Source organism: Pseudothermotoga elfii DSM 9442 = NBRC 107921 (genome assembly GCF_000504085.1).
Taxonomy (GTDB): domain Bacteria; phylum Thermotogota; class Thermotogae; order Thermotogales; family DSM-5069; genus Pseudothermotoga_B; species Pseudothermotoga_B elfii.
Map to the genome: position 1 here is coordinate 1,183,763 of NC_022792.1, position 19,903 is coordinate 1,203,665.

Sequence of the window (19,903 nt, forward strand, 5' to 3'; positions counted from 1 at the left end):
ACGGGTTCTTGGAGGTATATGATGCGAAAAAATATCACACCATACCTATTTCTCGCAATTCCTTTTTTAATGTACTGTATATGGGTTATTTTTCCTATTTTACAAACCTTCATAGTTTCTTTCACAAAATGGGATGGTATGACACAAATGAAATTCATAGGTATAGAAAATTTCAAAAGATTGATCAATGACAAATATTTTGGTTTATCACTTGTGAACAATATAAAATGGATGATAGGTTTTGTTATCCTTTCTATACCCCTGGGATTATTCTTTGCTATTTTGATGGATCAGAAATTTGCTGGTCATAAAATATATAAATCTCTTGTTTACTTACCAATGGCTCTATCTTTTGTTGTTATAGGTCAAATATGGTCATGGATATTAGAGCCAACTGGTGGTATTGTCAACGCATTCTTGAATTTCATTGGTTTGGGTAATCTGGCAAAACCATGGCTAAGTGATCCAAAAATTGTGACTTATTCACTCATAGCTGCTGCCTTGTGGAGGCAGATACCTTACGCGATGGTCCTGTTTTTAGCAGGATTAAAAAATGTCTCGAGCGAGTTAGTTGAAGCAGCAGTTGTTGATGGCGCAAATGCTTTTCAAAGATTCTTTTATGTTATATTACCAGCGTTGAAACCCGCGATGGTTATTGCCATAACTGTCAATATAATAGATTCTTTGAGGGCATTCGATATAGTTTTTGTCATGACTCGTGGTGGTCCTTACTATTCCTCAAGTGTGATGGCTAACTACATGTATGTCCAGGCCTTTCACAATTACAGGATGGGCTATGGAGCATCTGTAGCAGTAGTCCAATTTCTCATAACATTTAGTTTTATCCTCTTATATTTGATAAATGTTCTTAAAAAGGAGGAACGTTAGTGAAGAAATCCATCAGAGCTATGACTTTTTATATTCTCTCAACAAGCATTGTTGTTTTATGGATGATTCCTTTTCTCATAGCCATTTTTACTGCATTTAAGACAATGGATGAGATATTCATGCTCAGAAATTTCTGGTCTGTTCCGAAATCGTGGACTTTTGATAATTTCAAAACAGCCTGGGTTGAAGGAAATATGGGGAGATATTTCATAAATACTTTTTTTGTAACCGCAGTATCAGTGGTTTTGACTTTGTTTTTATCAAGTTTGAGTGCATTTGCCTTATCATGGTATAGGTTCAAATTGAGAACTGCTATTCTTGTGATTTTTGTTGCTGGAATGCTTATACCTTTTCAAATGCTTTTGATACCTGTATACAAATTTTCTCTGTCTACTGGGCTTTACGATTCCCTCTGGGGATTGATACTATTCCACGCGGCTTTTCAAATAGGATTTTGCACATTTTTTCTCAGAAATTTTATGGTAACTATTCCGACGAGTATATTCGAAGCCGCCAGAATAGACGGTGCAAATGCTTTCAGGATATATTCGAAGATAATTATGCCACTCGTTAAACCTGCAATAGCTGCTCTATCAATACTGGAATTTACCTGGATATGGAACGATTACCTCTGGTCTCTCATACTTATTCAGAGCGATAGTAAAAAGACTGTTACTCTTGGATTAACGTCACTTCAAGGTCAATGGATCTCAAGCTGGAATGTTATTGCTGCCGGTGCTCTTCTGGCAGCTGTTGTCCCGATTATCGTATTTCTTTTGTTTCAAAGGTATTTCATAGAAGGTCTAACCATGGGAAGTGTAAAAGAGTAGAATAACTTTCAAGGGGGTTTTTAGATGAAAAAATTTGTCACAATAAAAGATATTGCCAAGAAAGCTGGCGTATCAATTAACACGGTTTCTCGAGCCCTTAACAACAAACCCGATATAAATCCAGAAACAAAGAAAAAAGTCCTCGAAATTGCTAAGGAACTTGGTTATATAAGAGATTTAAGCGCTCTGTCTTTAAAAAATGGTGTGACAAGAACCATCGGAGTTGTTTTTGAAGATAGTTCGAACCCATTTTATGCGGAAGTTTTTAAAGGTGTGGAGCACCAGGCAAGAAAATACGGTTACCAGGTTATATTGATGAACACCGAAAGAGATTACATAAGAGAAATCCAGGCTGTTGAAACCCTTATAGAAAAGCGGGTGGATGGAATAATAATTTCCCCAACCCAATTCGATAAAAAAGATATCGAGCATCTAATCAATTTGAATTATCCGTTTGTAGTTCTGGGAGTTCATTTCGAAAACTCACAATTTGATGAGATCTATTCAGATGATTTAAAGGGAGGTTATTTAGCCACCAGACATCTGCTTGAAAGAGGAAAGCAAAAAATTTTGATGATAAACGCCTATATGTATAAATCTGTAGCAAAAATGAGATACCTCGGTTATAAAAGAGCACTTGAAGAATCTGGATTGCAACCTTATTTTATGGTGGAAATAGAAGAAGGGTATGAGTCGTGTTTCAATAAAATACTGGAACTTAAAAACATGAGCTACGATGCTGTGTTTTGTTTCAATGACGTCTTTGCCATAGCGGCTCTCAAAGCGCTTAAAGCCCTCAACAAAAGAGTTCCTCAAGACGTTGCTGTTGTAGGTTATGATGATATATCATATGCATCGTTTGTTAATCCGTCGCTTACAACTGTGAGAATCGACAAGTACAAAGAGGGCATGATCGCTTTCGATCTTTTACATGAGAGATTAACCGAAAAACGAACTGAGCCTGCCCAGATAGTTCTTGATGTCGAGCTCATCGAAAGAGAAAGCAGCTAACTGTAGTAATTTTTCATCTCTTTGTTGAAGGGCAGATCTAAGATATCTTTGATAACCCCTTTGACCTGTTTATATGATCTGGTTCGCGGATCTCTCAGGAGAATCTCCTCTATGGCTCGCAAATCTGCTGTTTTAAAAGCTTCAAGTGCCCATTTCATTTTCAAAATTCTTGGCATTAAATACCACTCTTTTATTCTATCTGTTAGATCCGGTTCTATTTTTTCAGGGTGTATGCCGCTTTCATCAACAGTAACAGGAATTTCAACAACAATATCGTCGGGAAGGTTTTTCAGCGTACCGTTATTTTCAACATTCAGCACCAGTCGTGCCTTTTTGTTGTTAATAAGCGCATTTATGAATGGAATATGCTGTTCCTGACTGTCAATTGATTCTGGAAAAATTTCAGGGGCAACATCAGTCAATTTCAAGTTACGATTCTCGCGCAATTCCTCAGCAAGTTTTATGAGTTTTGATCGTGTTTTTCTCAATTGATCATAAAATTTTGGTCTTTCTATCTCATTGTCTATACCACCAAATTTTCCATACCATCTCTTTTTTGTCTCAAGATCATAATGGTATTTCCACGTTCCGCTTCTGACAGTATCTCCTATGGGAAGCATTCCGTAGAATTCGTACATGTCTATTGCAGCAAAAGATAAATCTACATCCCAGGGATCTTTTGGTTGCCATTTTTCGGATTTATCTTTGATCCATTTTTTGAGTATCTCATAGCCGTTCAAGTTTTCAAAATAGAATCTGTTTAACCATATGGCGTGGTTAACTCCGGCAACCTGCCAATCAACTTTTTCGGGATCTATGTTGAGTGCCTCGGTTACCTTGAAAATGTGCGCATATCCATGACAGAAGCCGACTACTTTCACTTTTGTAAGGTCTTTGATCAGCTGTGTTATTTCAAAAACAGGGTTTGAAGTTTGCAGAAGCCAGGCATCTGGACATACTTTTTCAATTGTTCTCGCTATATCCAGACTCATTTTCAGGTGGTTGTAATTGCTAAGAGTATAATAATCTGAAACCATATTGAATTCCTGGCTATCTATACCCCTGTAATAACCGTGCTCCTCGCCTATTTTTCTCACGATTTCGTATTGTACATATCCATCTTCATGACCTTCCGCCCTGGCAAGCGCAGTATTGATAATGAAATCAGCATTTTTTAATGCTTCCTCTAAATCAGTTGTGCTCTGTATATTCAAATTTGCCCCAAGTTCCTCAGAATATTTTTCTGCCAGAATATGAGTGGCTCTCAGACGTTCTTCATCTATATCCATTAATCCAATATCTACGTTATTCAGCTCACAAGTTTTTGCCAGATCACCGATTAACTTTATTGTATATCTAACACTACCTGCTCCTATGAAAACTATTTTTTTACTCATCATCTCCCTCCTTCAATTCTATTATCTTTTCTGTATCGGCAGATTCTCTTGCCAGAAGCGCAATCTCTGTTGCTAATATAGAATCCTGTGGTGTAACCATACAAGGACCTTTTCCAGTTATCTGCGCAATGAAATCAGTGAATATCTGTTTTTCTTCAACCAGATCTGGCTCTACAGGCCCTTCATCGCTGATCAAATAAACTCGCCCGTTGATCACTTCCATTACCCCTTTTGTCCCCGCAATTCTTATTCTATCGTCATCATGAGTAGGAGCACTGGATGGCCTTAGATAATCAATACTCAATGAGGCAAAGACCTCGTCTTCGAGCGTGAAATGGCAGAGCGCCGTGCTTTCAAGTTCCCCATGGTTCTTATTTGCTATTCTTGAATGAGTTGCATAGATTTTTAAGAATTTCTTTTTTGAAAACCAGTTAATCCAATCAATTGCATGTATGCCAACCCATAAAATAGTTCCTGTGTAAGTGTCTCGTCTTTTGTAAAAATCCGGCCTTGTACCAAGTTTGTATGATTTCTGAGTATTTATAAGTCTTATTTCACCAATTTTACCGGAGTCTATTAAAAGTTTTGCTGTCAAAAAATGTGCTTTATAACGTAAACCAAACATTGCAGTGAAAAACATTTCTTCTTTCACTTTCTCATACAGATTTTTAATCTCGTTCAATTCCTCAAGAGAAGCCGCAATGGGTTTTTCCACAAAAGCATTTATCTTTCTTTCAAGCAAATATTTAAGGATTTTTCCATTATTGGAAAAAAACGTGTTTACAACAACTATATCAGGCTTTTCTATATCAAGCATTTTTCTGTAATCACTGTACTCTTTTGCCAAAAGTCCCATTTTTTTCATATCGTTTCTCAATACACCGATATTTTCCCCGGCTGAACCAGGTGCAATACCAGATATTTTCATACCTTTGCTTAAAGATTTAAGCACATACCCATAATGACCACTTGCACCTATTATGCAAATTTTCATTTCGTACCACCTTTGAAAAATTCGTAATTGTCAAGCTCTATTTTTCTGCCATGCTTTGCCCACGATATGCCCATTTCTGAGAAAAGCTTATTTTTTTCAAAACAACTTTTCATAAATTCAGAAAGTCCTTTAACCCAGAAAAGCGATTTATCTTTATCGAATTTCACTACGGCTTCTGGAAAATCGATTATTTCAGAAGACTCATGAGCACCGTTTATAACGAGAGTTTGAGAAAGAGCTGATTCAAGAGTACATACAGGTTCATTTCTGCCTTTTCCCAAGTTTTCCATAACCACCCATAATTTTCTCATGCTGCCATGTTCTACCGGACCATAAATCTCTTTTCTGTTTTTATAAATTGCAATTATTTTTCCCTGGCTTTCCGGTATTTCTGGATCATTGTAGACAATTTTTGCACCTTCAAAATCAAAAGCAAATTGGGGCCCCCAGAGTTCATTAACTGCATGTGATGCATAAAACATAATTTCTGCAGAAAGGGTTTTAATTTTCATGCAGCAGGTGTCAAAGCTTTCTATTTTATTTACTCTGTAAAGTTCTGCTTCGACAGCTTTGGGGGTAATTGAATTTTGTAAATCATTGCCTATTAAAAAAAGCATGGCATGCAAGAAATGGGATGTTGCGTTGTTTGCAACACTATCCAGTACAAATTTTCCGTTCATTATCAATCTCCCAGCCCAGGACGTTCTTTTGTAATAGAAAATATCCCTTGGCCAGAGAACCAGCGCTTTAAGTCTCAAAGGAGCACCGAATTTTCCTGCAATCACGTCCTGTTTCAATTTTAAAAAAACAGGGTCATAAGCCCACTGAAATCCTACTGCAACAAGTTTTCTGTGACGTTCTCTCTGGTATATCATTTCTTTGATCTCTTGAACAGTTGCAGCTGCTGGTTTTTCACACAGAACATTACTGCCATTTTCAAGTGCTTCGCAAGTTTGCTCACAGTGATAATGTATAGGAGAAGATATAATGGCAAGATCTGCTTTTTTATGCCGATAAAATTCTTTGAGGGTTTTGAATATCGGTATATCCATATCTTCCAATCTGCTGTACATAGTGCTTTTCTCTGGGTAAGGATCCACTACTCCAGCTATTCTGAACCAGCTGTCAGTTTTCTTCAGAATGTTTTCCACATATTTAGCGCTATAACCACCAATGCCTGCTAAAACAACCGATATTTGTTTCATCAATAACACCACCCTAATATTTCAAGCCACCTGCCATAATACCTTTCATAAAGAATTTCTGGAAGACAAGAAAAATGACCAGTGTTGGTATTATAGTCAGAGTTGAAAATGCGAGAATCGTATTCCAGGGTACACCCCCATATTCGCCCTGAATAACAGCAAGTGCCAGTTGAAGTGTATAAAGACTCCTTCTATTTACAACAAGCAATGGCAGGACAAAATCATTCCACCTCCATGTGAAAGAAAATATACAAAGTGCGGCTATTAAAGGCTTGGAAAGGGGCATAACAATACGCCAGAAGATCTGCCATTCGTTAGCGCCATCTATTTTTGCACTTTCGAGCAATTCATCTGGCATATCCTTCATATACTGTATAGCTGTGAACATACCTGTTGGTGTATAAATCGCAGGTAGAATCAAACCCCAGAGGCTGTTGATCAGCTCCAGGCGTCTTATCACCACGAAAAGAGGCACCATTATGACCTGAGCAGTCACAAAAAGTGTCATTACTATCAATCTATTCAGAGCAATTCTACTCACGAATGTACCTTTTGCCAAACCATAACCTCCCATCACGCAAACAAGTACAGTTATAACTGTTGCGGTAGTTGCAACAAAAATAGTATTTTTTAAATATGTCAAAAGCTCCTGATTTTTTATGGCCTCACGGTATCCATCAAGAGTCAGGGATTTTGGGAATATAGAAGGAGGGTATGAATAAACCTCTTTCAAGCTTTTGAAAGACGAAGCAATTGAATAATAAACAGGTAGCATATAAAAAATCAAAGCAACTATTAAGAAAAACCATTTTATGAACTTTGCCATTTAATTCCCCCCAGAAGACTCACTTAGATTCGCGTACTCTCAAAGTAACCATTGCTATTGCAAACGATATCAGCAAAAATACAACTGACATTGCATAGGCATATCCTATTCTAAATTGTGTAAAAGCAGTGTTGTAAATATACAGAGGCGTTACCATTGTGGAATAACCGGGGCCACCGCCTGTCAAAACGTAAACACCCGCAAAATCTCTGAACACATGAGCTATAGATGTTGTTAAGACAAGTAAATTGGTATTTTTAAGCAAAGGGAAGGTGACATACCAGAATATCTGCCATCTGTTTGCCCCATCTATTTTTGCTGCTTCATGATATTCTTGGGAAATATTTTGAAGCCCTGTTATAAACATCATCATTAACAAACCTGTCATGCCCCATGTTCTGAGAAATGCTATGGAAAAAAGGGCAGGTGTAGGTTTCAATAACCATGCAACAGGTTTCATGCCCAAAGATTTCAAGATGTGATTCAATAATCCAAGGTCATAAGATAGAAGCCATTTCCACATTGTTGTTCCTGCAACGGCAGGCATCATATAAGGCCAATAAAACAATGCCCTGAGTATTTTCGAAGAGGTATTTTCCCTGTGTAAAGCAAGCGCAAGAGCAAGTGGAACAAAGAAGGTAAGAGGGACTGTTAAGAGTAGAAGTTTTATGGAAACCCAGATAGAATTCCAGAACCATTTATCCTCAAGCATCCTTTTGAAATTGCTCAGTCCGGTGAATCTGGCCGGACTGAGAAGATCCCAGCTATAAAAACTTGTGAAAAAAACACTCACGATAGGAGCCAGAACAAAAATTCCAAGGAAGATCAAAGCAGGTAAAACAAAAATGAATCTGCTTTTCACCAGGGCACTCAAGATAATCCTCTCCCAGATAAGAAAGGGTGCTCAGGCACCCTTTCTCATTATTTCTTTTCTCCAAGTTCTGACAGCAATTTTTCGTATTCTTTTTTCAAATTTTCTATAACCTGATCGATAGAAACCTGCCCGGCAACCGCGGCAGACATCTGGCTAACTATAGGAGATTGTAATCTTGAGTAAATTGTCGAATTTCTCACAGTAACAACCCATTCTGGAGTCACTTCAGCGAGTTTGCCACATACGCTCTGCACCTGATCCATCACGGTAGCATCGTATTGAACTTTGTGATTTTTATAAGCAGACATGTGATAGGTCTTTTTTAAATAAATGTCATAACCAAGTCCCTTCCATCCAATCCACAGTGCAAATTTGGCAGCTGCTTCCTCTCTGTCTTTTTTGCCTGTTTTGAATGCCCCGAAAAATCTCCCGCCTTCCAAACTGAGCCACTCCACATCTTTCGGAAGATAAGCGGGAACGAAATTCTTTTCAGCTTTTAAAAGATCCAGTGTACTCCAGCTACCAGCCCAGAGAACGGCAGTCAACCCACCTGTGAAAGCCATATTTGGATCCTGTGCGCTTATCCACTCAGCCGACACCATTATATTTTGTTTGAACAAATCTACAAATTCTATGAACAGCTGTTTTGCTTTAGGATCTCTGTCTAAGGTATAGTCAAGATTTTCATCAAGAATCTTGACTCCTCTTATACCAAGGTAACAGAACAACCTTTCAGCAGTACGCTGCATAGATAACGCATATGGCAAATTGTTGGCTTCTTTTACTTTTTTAAGTACATCTATGAATTCTTCCCAGGTCCAGGGTTCCTGTTTGCCGCCAAACGGAGGATATGGTATACCTGCTTTCTTAAAATAATCATCGTTCACCCACAAACATTGCAAAGTGAAATGTAATGGAACATATTTTACAGCATCTCCTTCAGAAACACGAATTCGCACAACATCATACATGGCGTTTTTAAATTCTTCAAGGCTGATGTTCAAATATTTCTGGACGTATTGGCCAAGATCGATCATATATTGCATGTATCCGGGGGCATAAGGATAAGTAATTGTTACAAGATCTGGTAAATCACCGCTCATTATACCCAATCTGACTTTTTGCTCATATTGGGCATACGGTACATCAACCAGTTCGAAGTCTACATCAGGATTAAGTTTTTTGTATTCTGCTATCGCTGCTTCAAGGCCTTCTCTTTCCGTACCACCGCCACACCAGACAACAAGTTTCACAGCCGCCATACCTGATATGAATAGAGCCGTAAGCATAAAAGCAATCAGAAAACGCTTCATAATAACCCCTCCCCATTGATAAGATGTGAACCAAAAAAATTTTATCAAATTTTATCACAGTATTTCAATCAGATTTTCCAGCTTAATATAAGCAATTTTTATGGTTAAAAAGCATCCAGATTGTACATTATAATATATACGTGGTAGAAAGAAATTTTTTGCTAAATTTTGAAGGGGGGATCTTCAATGAAGAGATTGTTACTCTGTGTAACTATTTTGATAACTCTAAACATGTGCTTTGCTCTGGAAACAACGCTTTCTGAGCAACCTGTTGGGTTTGCGTCAGTCGATGCTCTTGGTTTAAATGGGACAACCGGCGGTCTGGGTGGAAAAGTAGTTTATGTTAAAACAGGTGAAGAACTTGAAAAATGGAGCAGCTCAGAAGAAAAATACATAATCGTAATCGACGGTGAAATTATTTTTGAACCAAGGAGAGAGATCAAGCTAACCTCAAACAAAACTGTTATTGGAATTAACAATGCAAAACTTATCGGAGCAGGTTTTATCATTAAAAATCAAGAAAACATCGTTATAAGAAATATTCATTTTGAAGGTTTCTATATGGAAGATGATCCACAGGGGAAGAAATACGATTACGATTATATCAATATCGAAGGTTCTCATCATGTATGGATTGATCATTGCACATTTGTAAATGGAAATGATGGAGCAGTAGATATCACGAAATTTTCGAGTTATGTAACTGTCTCCTGGTGTAAATTTGTCGATCATGACAAAGTATCACTTGTGGGAAGTAGTGACAGAGAAGATCCTCAAAAGGCTTCAGATAGCTATAAAGTTACTTATCATCATAATTATTTCAAAAACTGTATTCAGCGGATGCCAAGGGTGCGTTTTGGCACGGTTCATGTATTCAACAACTTTTACAGTGCAGGTTTCAGAACAAATGTTTCCGGGAATGTCGTTCCATTGTATGCGATTGCTTCTACTACAAATGCCAGAGTTCATGTCGAAGCAAACTATTTCATGGGATTTGGGGCAAAATTAATGGAAGAGGCCAATGTTGCATTTATTCCAACAACCGTAACAGCGGGTTCGTCCCCTGAAGGTTATCTGAGTTTGGGAAATAACGAGGCTGAAAATATTTTTGTCTACTGTAAAGAGCCACAAGTGAAGTTCTTGAGGGAATCAGAGCCAGTCTTTGAGCCACGCCAGTTTTACAATTACAAATTAAACAGTGCTAATGAAGTACCAAAAATAGTTGTTGAAAATTCAGGATCTGGTAAATTGGTTTTTGTTGATATCGAAACCTGATTGATAGCAGGAACTGTTCTTCTTCCTAACTTGACTAATATTGAAAAAAAGCGTACAATTTATGTACGTACGTTTACGTATGCTGTGGAGGTGGTATCAATAGTACCAAAATACAAAATAATAGAGCAAACTTTGATAAAAGAGCTGAAATCCGGGAAATACAATTCTGGCGATAAACTTCCTACAGAGAAAGAATTGATGGAGCGGTTTGAAGCCAGCAGAGAAACTGTGAGAAAAGCGCTTGATAGATTGGCTGTCAAAGGTATTATTACCCGCAAACCTGGTGTAGGGACATTTGTGAACCTCGGGAAAGAAAACCACATGGTTGGTATAATAGTTCAGCAGATAACGAGCTACATATTTCCCTATATAGTTTTTGGAGCAGAAGATTATCTATTCAGAAATGGCTACAAGATGTTGCTTGGGAACGCATCGGAAGATCCCAACAAAGAAAAGCAAGTTATCGGTGAGTGGATTGAATCGGGAGTAACCGGTTTAATAATAGACCCTGTGTGCAGCGCAACAAAAAGGGCAAATAAAGAGTATGTAGAATCGCTGGTAAAAGAAGGAATAAAAATAGTTCTTGTTCACAGCGATTGGAATATAAATGGTACTGGCAGTGTTGTTCTTGATGATTCATACGGGGGTAAAAAAGCTGCAGAGATTTTTCATCAATTTGGTCACAAAAAAGTTGCTGTACTATATAAATCAATTCACCTGCCAAGTGTTATAAGAGCAAAAAGTTTTGTGGAGAGAGCAAATGAGCTGGGGTTTGAAAAAATTTATGAAAAATCATTCAATGTTTCCGAATTTACAGGAGCTCCAATGCAGGGTTCTTTTGAGCTTCTCAGCCTGCCAAAGCAACTGCGCCCCACAGCTATTTTCTGCTATAATGATGCGACGGCACTTCAGCTACAGCTTGTTGCAAAACGACTTGGCCTGAGAATTCCGGAAGATGTCTCAGTTATAGGATTTGATGATGCTCCTCTGGGAGATTTCAGAGAAACTCTGACAACATTTGCTCACCCCAAAGAAGACGTAGGCAAAAAAGCGGTAGACATTCTCTTGAAAATGATTCATGGTGGAAGAGCAGAGAAAATAATTCTACAACCGGAGTTGATAGAAAGAAGTTCTGTTTCTTCACCATCAGAATAATCAGGAGGGGTTTCATGTACGAAAAAGAAAAACAATTACTTTATGAGGCTCATTTGACCCTTGAAAAATATGGTCTGGTAGCTTATACAAGTGGAAATGTTAGCTTGAGAATCGACGATAAGGTCTTGATTAAACCCTCTGGTGTGCCATACTCTTCTCTTAAACCATCTGACATGGTTCTTGTGGATTTAGGCGGGAAGATTTTAGATGGAAATATGAAGCCATCAGTTGATACAGCTACGCATTTGTATCTATACAGAAATATAGAATGGGCAAAATCTATCATACACACACACTCTACCTTTGCAACTGTTTTTGCTGTACGCGAAAAACCATTGCCTGTTTTATGCACTGCACATGCAGATGTTTTTGGTGAAGAGATTCCAATTACTGAGTATGCCCCGGTAGGATCTGAAGCAATTGGAAAGGCTGTTTTAAAGGTAATGGGAAAATCAGGAACAGTTCTTTTGAGAAAGCACGGCGTAATAGTTGTTGGAACCTCAATTGAAGACGCTCTCAAAAAGGCAATTTTTCTGGAAGAAGTGGCGAAAATGAGCTATTTTGCTCTTGCAAAACAGCAAGTCACCCCACTCGATATAGATGAAATAAATAAATTACACCAACAGTACCACACAAAATACGGACAGTAAAATATCCCTGAAAGATAGGGATATTTTATTTGTTCTTGCCAAAACCCACTATAGCCAAAGATAATTCAAAAAAATCGAAGTAATTAGTCAATAAGATCATTTCTCTGGCTAAAGACACGTATTTTGGGCATTATCTAACCAAATTTGGAGTTTGAACTTTGAGTTTACAATTGAGTATAATTTGTGTAGTAATGTACGTACCAATACGTATTGCAGCTAATGCTGTTTTAGACAGTACTTGATGATTTGTGATGTGAGATTGGTTAGAAAATTACAAAATTAATTAACATAGCCGTGGTTGTTTCTCCACTTTGCTTTATTTCTTAGAATTTTTGTCGTTTATCAATGATTGTTGCGACTAAAATCAGGGGAGGTGGTTTCATGAAACTCAAATTATTGTTTGCAGTCATGGTTATGCTTTCTATGCTTACTTTAGCCCAGATCACCATAAGTGTTGTTGCCTGTTCTGACAATGCTGATTCACTGAAATGGTTAGCTCAGGAGTTTATGAAACAAAATCCAGACATCAAGGTTGAAGTCACTACATTGTCCTGGGAAGTACTGTATCCAAGAATTCTCGCAGACATAAGCGCTAAATCAGGGGCATTTGATGTTTTCAACTGGGATGTTATGACAGCAGGAGCTGTCAGCCAGGGGTGTGTAGATTTATTCGAGTTTATGAAGCAAAATCCAGATCTTGTAGACCCAAACTACGATATGAACGATTTATTGCCACTTGCGAAGAACTTAGGCATCTGGGATGGTAAACTGGTTGGTTTTCCGTATTTCAACAACACTATGCTTTTTTATTACCGCAAAGACCTCTTTGAAAATCCAAAATACAAAGAAGAATTTCAAAAAATGTTTGGTAGACCATTAAGGGTTCCAACAACATGGGCAGAAGCCGTGGACGTTGCACGATATTTCACAAAATCTTATAACAAAAATTCCCCAACACAATATGGTATAGCACTGATGTTTCCAACAACACACACGATGTTTTACATGTATCTTATTTTCTTTGGACCATACAGAAGAAGTGTGGAAGGAATAACTCGTTTTGGTGAAGTGGACCTGGATTATGGCGATTATTTCACCGCCAGCAAAAAACCAGCTTTCGCAAGCGATTTAGGCTTAAAAGCGTTTGAAGATATGAAAGCCCTTATGCCGTATTCACCAGACCCGCTTGGCTCTGATTACGGTGAAACAATAGAGTATTTTTCAAAAGGTATAGTCGCAATGGTGCCACAATGGACCAACCCATATTTGCAATTCAAGTCTTCTCCGGCTCTTCAACCTGACGAAGAAAAGATAGGCATCGCACCAATGCCGGGTCGTTCTGTGGCGGGCAACTGGGCCCTTGGAATTAACAAATTTATTTCTCCTGAAAAACAAAAAGCGGCTTTCAAATTCATTCAATTTGCCACATCTAAATGGGCAGATAAGGAAAAACTCATCAGGTTTGCCATAGCCCCTGTGAGAAAATCTACGCTCGAAGATGCAGAAGCGCAGAATGCTATACCGTGGGTAAAGGTTCTTCCATCAATCTATGCTGATGAGACATTCAGGCCAAGAATTCCTGAGGAACCTCGATTGGAAGATATATCGAACATCAATTTTGCAAAAATACTTGCCGGCGAGTTACCTCTTACGCTGGAAACTCTACAGAATATTGCCACGCAGTGGGAAGATGTGTTATCAAAGTAGATCAGGTGGGGAGCAGGTTTTTCCTGCTCCCTATCTTATTCATGCCAGGAGGGAGTCGCAGTGATTACGGCCAACAAAAAGAAAATAGGCTTGCTAATGGTACTGCCAGCTATAATACTTTTTATAATCATGACCATCTACCCCTTTGCTTATATGATCTACGCTTCATTTACTGATCTTGATCTTTCCAGAGCAAACACAGGCAAAATAATTGGATTAAGGAATTATTTAGATATTTTCAAAGATCAGCTTGCTATTTCTTCAATAGAATTTACCGCTTTGATGGTTTTGATAGCTGTTCCTGTAGAAATGGTACTTGGCCTGGCTCTATCTTACCTGATTCGCAATCTGGTTGGGGAAAAGATTCTGAGAGCCCTTTTTCTCATTCCAATGATGGTACCGGCTGCTGTGGGTGGTTTCGGGTGGAAAATGCTTTTCAATTTCATCTTTGGTCCTGTTAATTATTTTCTCAATCTTTTTGGAATTCAGTCTGTAGAATGGTTTGGAAGGCCCGGTAGCGCTCGTATAGCTGTATTGATAGTTGAAATCTGGCAATGGGCGCCTTTTGTTTTTCTGATACTTTATGCTGCCCTTCAGGCATTACCAAGGGATATCCTTGATGCAGGAAAGGTTGATGGGGCAGGTGGCTGGAAACTTTTCCTTCATATAGAATTACCGCTACTCAGGCCTATATTTTATGTGACTCTATTGTTGAGAGTAATAGACGTTTTAAGAACTTTCGATATTGTTTATATGACAACATATGGAGGACCTGGTTCTGCAACTTCAACCTGGAGTTTCTATGCGTACAAGGTTACAGTATCTTATGGATGGAATATAGGATATGGTTCGGCGTTGTGCGTAATTTTAATAATTGTCAGTGCTATTTTGATAAACACCCTCACAAAGGTTTTGAATATAGGTAGGGAGCTTGGGCTTTCTAAGGAGTGAGATAAATGAAAAGAAAAATAAAAATGGCAATAAAATTTTGTGCGGCTATTATCGTTTTGTCTGTTTTCCTCTTTCCTATATACTGGATCTTCATAACTGCATTCAAACCCGAAGCTGAATGGTTTACCATGCCACCTATTTTCTGGCCATCTAATTTCACTATCTCTAACTTTTTAGGAACAGGCTCAACCACTTTCGGAACGACCACAACATCAATATCAGGTATAGTACCTTTCCTGCGAAACAGTATCGCTGTTGCAACAATAACTTCTTTAATTTCAACTTTCATTGCTGCACTTGCAGCGTATGCCATTTCAAGAACCAAAATAGGCGGTACTGCTCTTGCCGGTTGGTTTATATCCATGAGATTTCTTCCCCCAATAGCCACTGCTATTCCGTTGTATGTAATATTTTCAAAGATATCCCTTTTAAACACCTGGTGGGCATTAATATTGCCGTATCTTGTCCCTACAACGGCTCTTTCAATATGGTTGTTGATCTCGTTTTTTAATGAAATTCCTCAGGAAATAGAAGAAGCAGCTTACATAGACGGCGCATCACACGCTCAAACATTTCTTAAAGTAGTTTTGCCACTCAGTGCCCCCGGACTTGCCGCAGCAGCCATTCTATCCTTTATTCAAAGCTGGGGTGAGTTTTTACTTGCATTGATTCTTACAAGTAATGCATCTGCCCAGACCTTACCGGTTTATCTTGGCAGATATATCACAGGCTGGAGAGTAGCATGGGGCCCTTTATCGGCTGCAGGGCTGGTAACTATGTTACCGGTGATAATTTTCGCTCTGATAACGCAACGTTATCTAATTCGTGGCCTCACCCTGGGTGCAGTAAAGTGAACTTACCTGAAAACAAATTATTAACAATATCTGTTTAATAAAAAGAAAATCCAAGATATTCTGAGTAAACAGGAGAAAATCTTAGAATTTACCCACGATCATCCTTGTTGAGTCTTCTTTTTTCTGTTAAATGGTATTATCCACTCTTAAAGAATGTTTACACCTTTTGGAATCTATGGTCAAATATATACTGATATATGTACGTATCTATAAATACATTATCCATTTTCCTTTTTTGATTGCTATCTGTTCTTTTTTATTTTTACCAGCTGATTCAGGCATGTATCTTTAAGGGAGGAGGGATAAAGTGAAAATGAAGCTTTTTTTACTGCTCATGATATGTGCTATTACAGCATTTGCGGCAAAAGCGAAGGTCGTCGAGTTAACATTTACTTTTTGGGGTACCGATCTTGAAGCAAAAGTTGTAACTGAAGCTTGCGAAAAATTCAACAAAGCTCATCCAAATATCAAAGTTACACCAATGCATATACCTACCAACTATACCGAGAAACTTACCGCAATGGTAGCTGCCGGAACCCCACCGCACATAGGTTACTTATATGAACCAACGGTTCTTGACTGGGCCTCTCAGGGAATACTTTACGATCTTTCAGAAGCCATTAAAAATGATTCGCTGCTGTCAGATAAGTTGCCCCAGCTTTACTGGTATTACGACGGAGGAAAAAAGATTGCAGGTATAACTGTAGCGGCAGAATTCATGATTACTTACTACAACAAAGATTTATTTGACAAAGCAAAGGTGCCCTACCCACCGACAAAGCCCGAAGAATGGACATGGGATAAATTTGTTGAAACGGCAAAAAAGCTGACTTTTGACAGCAAGGGAAGAACTCCCTATGATCCTAATTTCGATCCGGACAACATAGTACAGTACGGTGCAGTTATACCCTTATGGTGGTGCCCATTGCTTCCACTTATCTGGTCCAACGGGGGAGATATAGCTGATGAAACTGGAACAAAACCAATGATAAATTCTCCCGAGACGATGGAAGCATTGCAAAAAATTTACGATCTCATCTATAAAGAACATGCAGCTGCCCCACCAACAGTGTCTGATGCATTTCCAAGCAGCAACATAGCTTTGCAAACTGGCCAGGTTGCAATGGTACTTGATGGGCAGTGGTCTATGCAAGAGGCCGGAGAAATGGTTAAAGAAGGGAGCCTCAATCTTGGGCTGGCACCAATGCCGTATTTCAAGAAACCTGTAACAGGCGTTATAGGAACACCAATAGTAATTTTCAAAGATGCAGTGAAGAATGATCCAGATGTTCTGAATGCCGCTTTGGAGTTCCATAAATTTATTCAGGATCCAGAAAATGTTCTTCCTTTGATTCGCTGCGGTTTATGGCAACCAACCACACTTGATTGGTACACAAAAGAAGAATACATAAACAAATGGCTGAATCCTGAGATACATCCGGCTGAATACAAAGCCGCAGTGATTGATTATTATCCATACGCCAGACCTTATCCAATATCTTATTTGAAGAACTCGGCAGAAATCAACACGATTTTTGGTCAGGAAATGACAAGGATTTTTTATGGCAATGAAGATATTGTAAAGGTCTGCAATGAGGCCGCTGAGAGGTTGAAATCATTACTTGTCGGCAGGTACGACAGGTAATTTCAAAACAAAACTGTGAATTCGGGGAGGTTAGTTTGATGAGGTTTAGAATTTTCATCTTAGTATTGACGGTCCTTTTTTCTGTTCTTTTAACAGCTAAAACCATTGAATTGACGTTTGCATTCTGGGGAGATCAATTAGAAGCAAAAGCAGTAACTGAAGCTTGCGAGAAATTCAACAAAACTCATCCAAATATCAAAGTTACACCAATGCATATACCTCAATATCTCGAAAAGATATCCGCAATGATTGCCTCAGGAAATCCACCGCATATAGCTTATCTTGTTGAAAGTCGTGTTCTTGGCTGGGCTTCCGAAGGTATTCTGGTTGATTTAACAGAACTTTTGCAGAAAGACCCTGACCCTATTATCAAAAATAAATTACCCCAGCTTTACTGGTATTACGACGGAGGAAAGAAACTCGCTGGCGTGAGTTTTGCCGCAGAATTCATGATTACTTACTACAACAAAGATTTATTTGACAAAGCAAAGGTGCCCTACCCACCGACAAAGCCCGAAGAATGGACATGGGATAAATTTGTTGAAACGGCAAAAAAGCTGACTTTTGACAGTAAGGGAAGAACTCCCTATGATCCTAAATTCGATCCAAAAAATATCGTTCAATATGGTGCAGCAATAGGTGGAGGAGGGACAAGCCCATGGGTTCTTTATCCTCTACTGTGGTCCAATGGAGGAGATATAGTTGATGAATCAGGATATGAGGTAAGATTGGACTCACCTGAGACGATGGAAGCATTGCAAAAAATTTACGATCTTATCTACAAAGAACATGCGGCGATAGCACCTGCTGCCGCAGATGCATTTCCAAGTCTGAATGTTGCTTTGCAAACCGGCCAGGTTGCAATGGTACTTGATGGGCAGTGGGCCATGCAGGAGGCCGCTCAGATGGCAAAGGAAGAAGGCATGAGATTTGGTGTAGCACCCCTGCCATATTTCAAAACTCCCGTCACTGGCGTAGAAGGTGCCCCTATGGGTATATTCAAAGATGCTGTAAAAGATGACCCGGAGGTATTACAGGCGACCTGGGAATTCTACAAATTTATTCAAAATCCTGAACAGGTTGTTGACGTAGTGAGAAGCGGTTTATGGCAACCAACCACACTTGATTGGTACACAAAAGAAGAATACATAAACAAATGGCTGAATCCTGAGATACATCCGGCTGAATACAAAGCCGCAGTGATTGATTATTATCCATATGCCAGACCTTATCCAAATGCTTATTTAAAGAACGTTGCCGAAATCAATACTATAGTTGTTCAGGAAATGAGCAGGATTTTCTACGGCAATGAAGATATCGCAAAAGTATGTAAGGAAGCTGCCGAGAAAATTAAACCGCTTCTGGCAGGAAGATACGATAAATAAAATAAAGGGGGGCTTTCCCCCTTTTATTTGGAACAAAGGGGTGTGGACACTTGAGAAAGTTCGAACGTAAATGGGGAATTTTGCTCGCTTTGCCTGGGATTCTCGGATATTTTATCTGGGTTCTGGGTCCAACAATTGCTGCGATATTCATGAGTTTTACCAACTGGTCCCTTGCAGGAAATCCTCAATGGATAGGTTTTGAAAACTACGCAAAGCTCTTTGATGATTTCATTTTCAAAAAATCAATTTTTATAACTTTTTACTACGCTGTTGGGAGTGTCGTAGCAGGGTTAGTCGTGAGTTTTTTCTGGGCTCTGCTCTTAAATTCCAAAGTTCCTGCGAGATCTATTTTTCGAACCATATTTTTTATACCATCAATAACTCCTGCTGTTGCAGTAGCAATGGTTTGGTTGACACTTTATCATCCTCAATTTGGTTTGCTCAATCATCTTTTCAAGTCTATAGGTTTACCTGCTCTAAAATGGATTTATGATGAAAAACAGGTGATTCCTGCTTTTATTGTGATGAGCACCTGGACAATAGGTTATACCATAACAATTTTTTTGGCAGGCCTTCAGGGTATACCAAATTATCTCTACGAAGCTGCCATGCTCGATGGTGCAACATGGTGGCATAGACTCAGGCATGTCACAATTCCCATGATGACACCGACAATTTTTTTCAACCTCCTGATGGGTGTAATAGGTGCTCTTCAAGGGGGATTTACGCAGGCTTATATTATGACAAGTGGCGGGCCAAATTATGCAAGTATGTTCTATACATACTATATTTTTCTGAACGGGTTTCAGTACGGAAAAATGGGCTATGCCTGCGCCTTATCTGTAATAATGTTCTTAATTATCATGTGTCTCACTGTATTAATATTCAGAACCTCTCGTTACTGGGTGTACTACGAAGCACTGAGAAGATAAGGGGGTATACA

At 38.8% G+C, this 19,903-nt stretch carries 18 protein-coding genes; 12 read left to right on the forward strand and 6 right to left on the reverse strand.

The window, feature by feature from the left end:
- Window positions 1-18 precede the first annotated feature (18 nt).
- The 3 genes from TEL01S_RS05760 to TEL01S_RS05770 are packed head-to-tail and all read left to right on the forward strand — an operon-like array spanning window position 19 to window position 2,729.
- The gene (locus tag TEL01S_RS05760) at window positions 19-888 is read left to right on the forward strand and encodes a carbohydrate ABC transporter permease (RefSeq protein ID WP_028844044.1); all 870 of its coding nucleotides are present in this window, start codon (window positions 19-21) and stop codon (window positions 886-888) included.
- Window positions 888-1,718: a carbohydrate ABC transporter permease gene (locus TEL01S_RS05765; RefSeq protein WP_012003175.1), complete on the forward strand. Its 831-nt coding sequence runs from the start codon at window positions 888-890 to the stop codon at window positions 1,716-1,718. Before TEL01S_RS05760 ends, TEL01S_RS05765 begins: the two co-directional genes overlap by 1 nt.
- A gap of 24 nt (window positions 1,719-1,742) precedes the next feature.
- Window positions 1,743-2,729 carry a LacI family DNA-binding transcriptional regulator gene (locus TEL01S_RS05770; RefSeq protein WP_012003176.1) on the forward strand — a complete coding sequence of 329 codons (987 nt, stop codon included), beginning with the start codon at window positions 1,743-1,745 and terminating at the stop codon, window positions 2,727-2,729.
- Here TEL01S_RS05770 and aglA read toward each other — a convergent pair.
- From aglA to TEL01S_RS05800, 6 genes are read right to left on the reverse strand one after another with little or no spacing between them, the layout of a single operon-like run.
- Window positions 2,726-4,126, reverse strand: a complete 1,401-nt coding sequence (aglA, locus tag TEL01S_RS05775) for an alpha-glucosidase AglA (RefSeq protein ID WP_012003177.1) — start codon at window positions 4,124-4,126, stop codon at window positions 2,726-2,728. The two genes, TEL01S_RS05770 and aglA, sit on opposite strands and share 4 nt — an antisense overlap.
- Entirely contained in the window at window positions 4,119-5,120 is a 1,002-nt protein-coding gene (locus tag TEL01S_RS05780) for a Gfo/Idh/MocA family protein (protein WP_012003178.1), read from the reverse strand. Before TEL01S_RS05780 ends, aglA begins: the two co-directional genes overlap by 8 nt.
- A complete protein-coding gene (locus TEL01S_RS05785; protein ID WP_012003179.1) occupies window positions 5,117-6,325 on the reverse strand; it encodes a Gfo/Idh/MocA family protein in 1,209 nt (402 codons plus the stop codon). Before TEL01S_RS05785 ends, TEL01S_RS05780 begins: the two co-directional genes overlap by 4 nt.
- A 13-nt stretch (window positions 6,326-6,338) precedes the next feature.
- Entirely contained in the window at window positions 6,339-7,151 is an 813-nt protein-coding gene (locus TEL01S_RS05790) for a carbohydrate ABC transporter permease (protein ID WP_028844043.1), read from the reverse strand.
- A 19-nt stretch (window positions 7,152-7,170) separates the two neighbouring features.
- Window positions 7,171-8,025, reverse strand: coding sequence for a carbohydrate ABC transporter permease (locus tag TEL01S_RS05795; protein WP_012003181.1), 855 nt, complete (start codon window positions 8,023-8,025; stop codon window positions 7,171-7,173).
- A gap of 47 nt (window positions 8,026-8,072) precedes the next feature.
- Window positions 8,073-9,338 carry an ABC transporter substrate-binding protein gene (locus TEL01S_RS05800; protein WP_028844041.1) on the reverse strand — a complete coding sequence of 422 codons (1,266 nt, stop codon included), beginning with the start codon at window positions 9,336-9,338 and terminating at the stop codon, window positions 8,073-8,075.
- Between the two features lie 186 nt (window positions 9,339-9,524).
- On the opposite strand from TEL01S_RS05800, the gene TEL01S_RS05805 reads away from it, so the two are divergent.
- The 9 genes from TEL01S_RS05805 (at window position 9,525) to TEL01S_RS05845 (ending at window position 19,892) form a co-directional block, all read left to right on the forward strand.
- Window positions 9,525-10,613 (forward strand): pectate lyase family protein, encoded by a 1,089-nt coding sequence (locus TEL01S_RS05805; protein WP_012003183.1) that lies wholly within the window; start codon window positions 9,525-9,527, stop codon window positions 10,611-10,613.
- A 99-nt stretch (window positions 10,614-10,712) separates the two neighbouring features.
- Window positions 10,713-11,768 carry a GntR family transcriptional regulator gene (locus tag TEL01S_RS05810; RefSeq protein ID WP_081430104.1) on the forward strand — a complete coding sequence of 352 codons (1,056 nt, stop codon included), beginning with the start codon at window positions 10,713-10,715 and terminating at the stop codon, window positions 11,766-11,768.
- 14 nt (window positions 11,769-11,782) lie between these two features.
- The gene (locus tag TEL01S_RS05815) at window positions 11,783-12,418 is read left to right on the forward strand and encodes an L-ribulose-5-phosphate 4-epimerase (protein ID WP_012003185.1); all 636 of its coding nucleotides are present in this window, start codon (window positions 11,783-11,785) and stop codon (window positions 12,416-12,418) included.
- 381 nt (window positions 12,419-12,799) lie between these two features.
- The gene (locus tag TEL01S_RS05820) at window positions 12,800-14,125 is read left to right on the forward strand and encodes an ABC transporter substrate-binding protein (protein WP_028844039.1); all 1,326 of its coding nucleotides are present in this window, start codon (window positions 12,800-12,802) and stop codon (window positions 14,123-14,125) included.
- Window positions 14,126-14,185: 60 nt separating this feature from the next.
- Complete coding sequence (locus TEL01S_RS05825) at window positions 14,186-15,076, forward strand: carbohydrate ABC transporter permease (RefSeq protein ID WP_028844038.1); 891 nt, start codon at window positions 14,186-14,188, stop codon at window positions 15,074-15,076.
- 5 nt (window positions 15,077-15,081) lie between these two features.
- Window positions 15,082-15,930: a carbohydrate ABC transporter permease gene (locus TEL01S_RS05830; protein ID WP_028844037.1), complete on the forward strand. Its 849-nt coding sequence runs from the start codon at window positions 15,082-15,084 to the stop codon at window positions 15,928-15,930.
- A 313-nt stretch (window positions 15,931-16,243) separates the two neighbouring features.
- Window positions 16,244-17,575 carry an ABC transporter substrate-binding protein gene (locus tag TEL01S_RS05835; protein ID WP_232504381.1) on the forward strand — a complete coding sequence of 444 codons (1,332 nt, stop codon included), beginning with the start codon at window positions 16,244-16,246 and terminating at the stop codon, window positions 17,573-17,575.
- Between the two features lie 38 nt (window positions 17,576-17,613).
- Window positions 17,614-18,960 (forward strand): ABC transporter substrate-binding protein, encoded by a 1,347-nt coding sequence (locus tag TEL01S_RS05840; protein WP_041426456.1) that lies wholly within the window; start codon window positions 17,614-17,616, stop codon window positions 18,958-18,960.
- Window positions 18,961-19,010: 50 nt separating this feature from the next.
- Entirely contained in the window at window positions 19,011-19,892 is an 882-nt protein-coding gene (locus TEL01S_RS05845) for a carbohydrate ABC transporter permease (RefSeq protein WP_028844035.1), read from the forward strand.
- Window positions 19,893-19,903 lie beyond the last annotated feature (11 nt).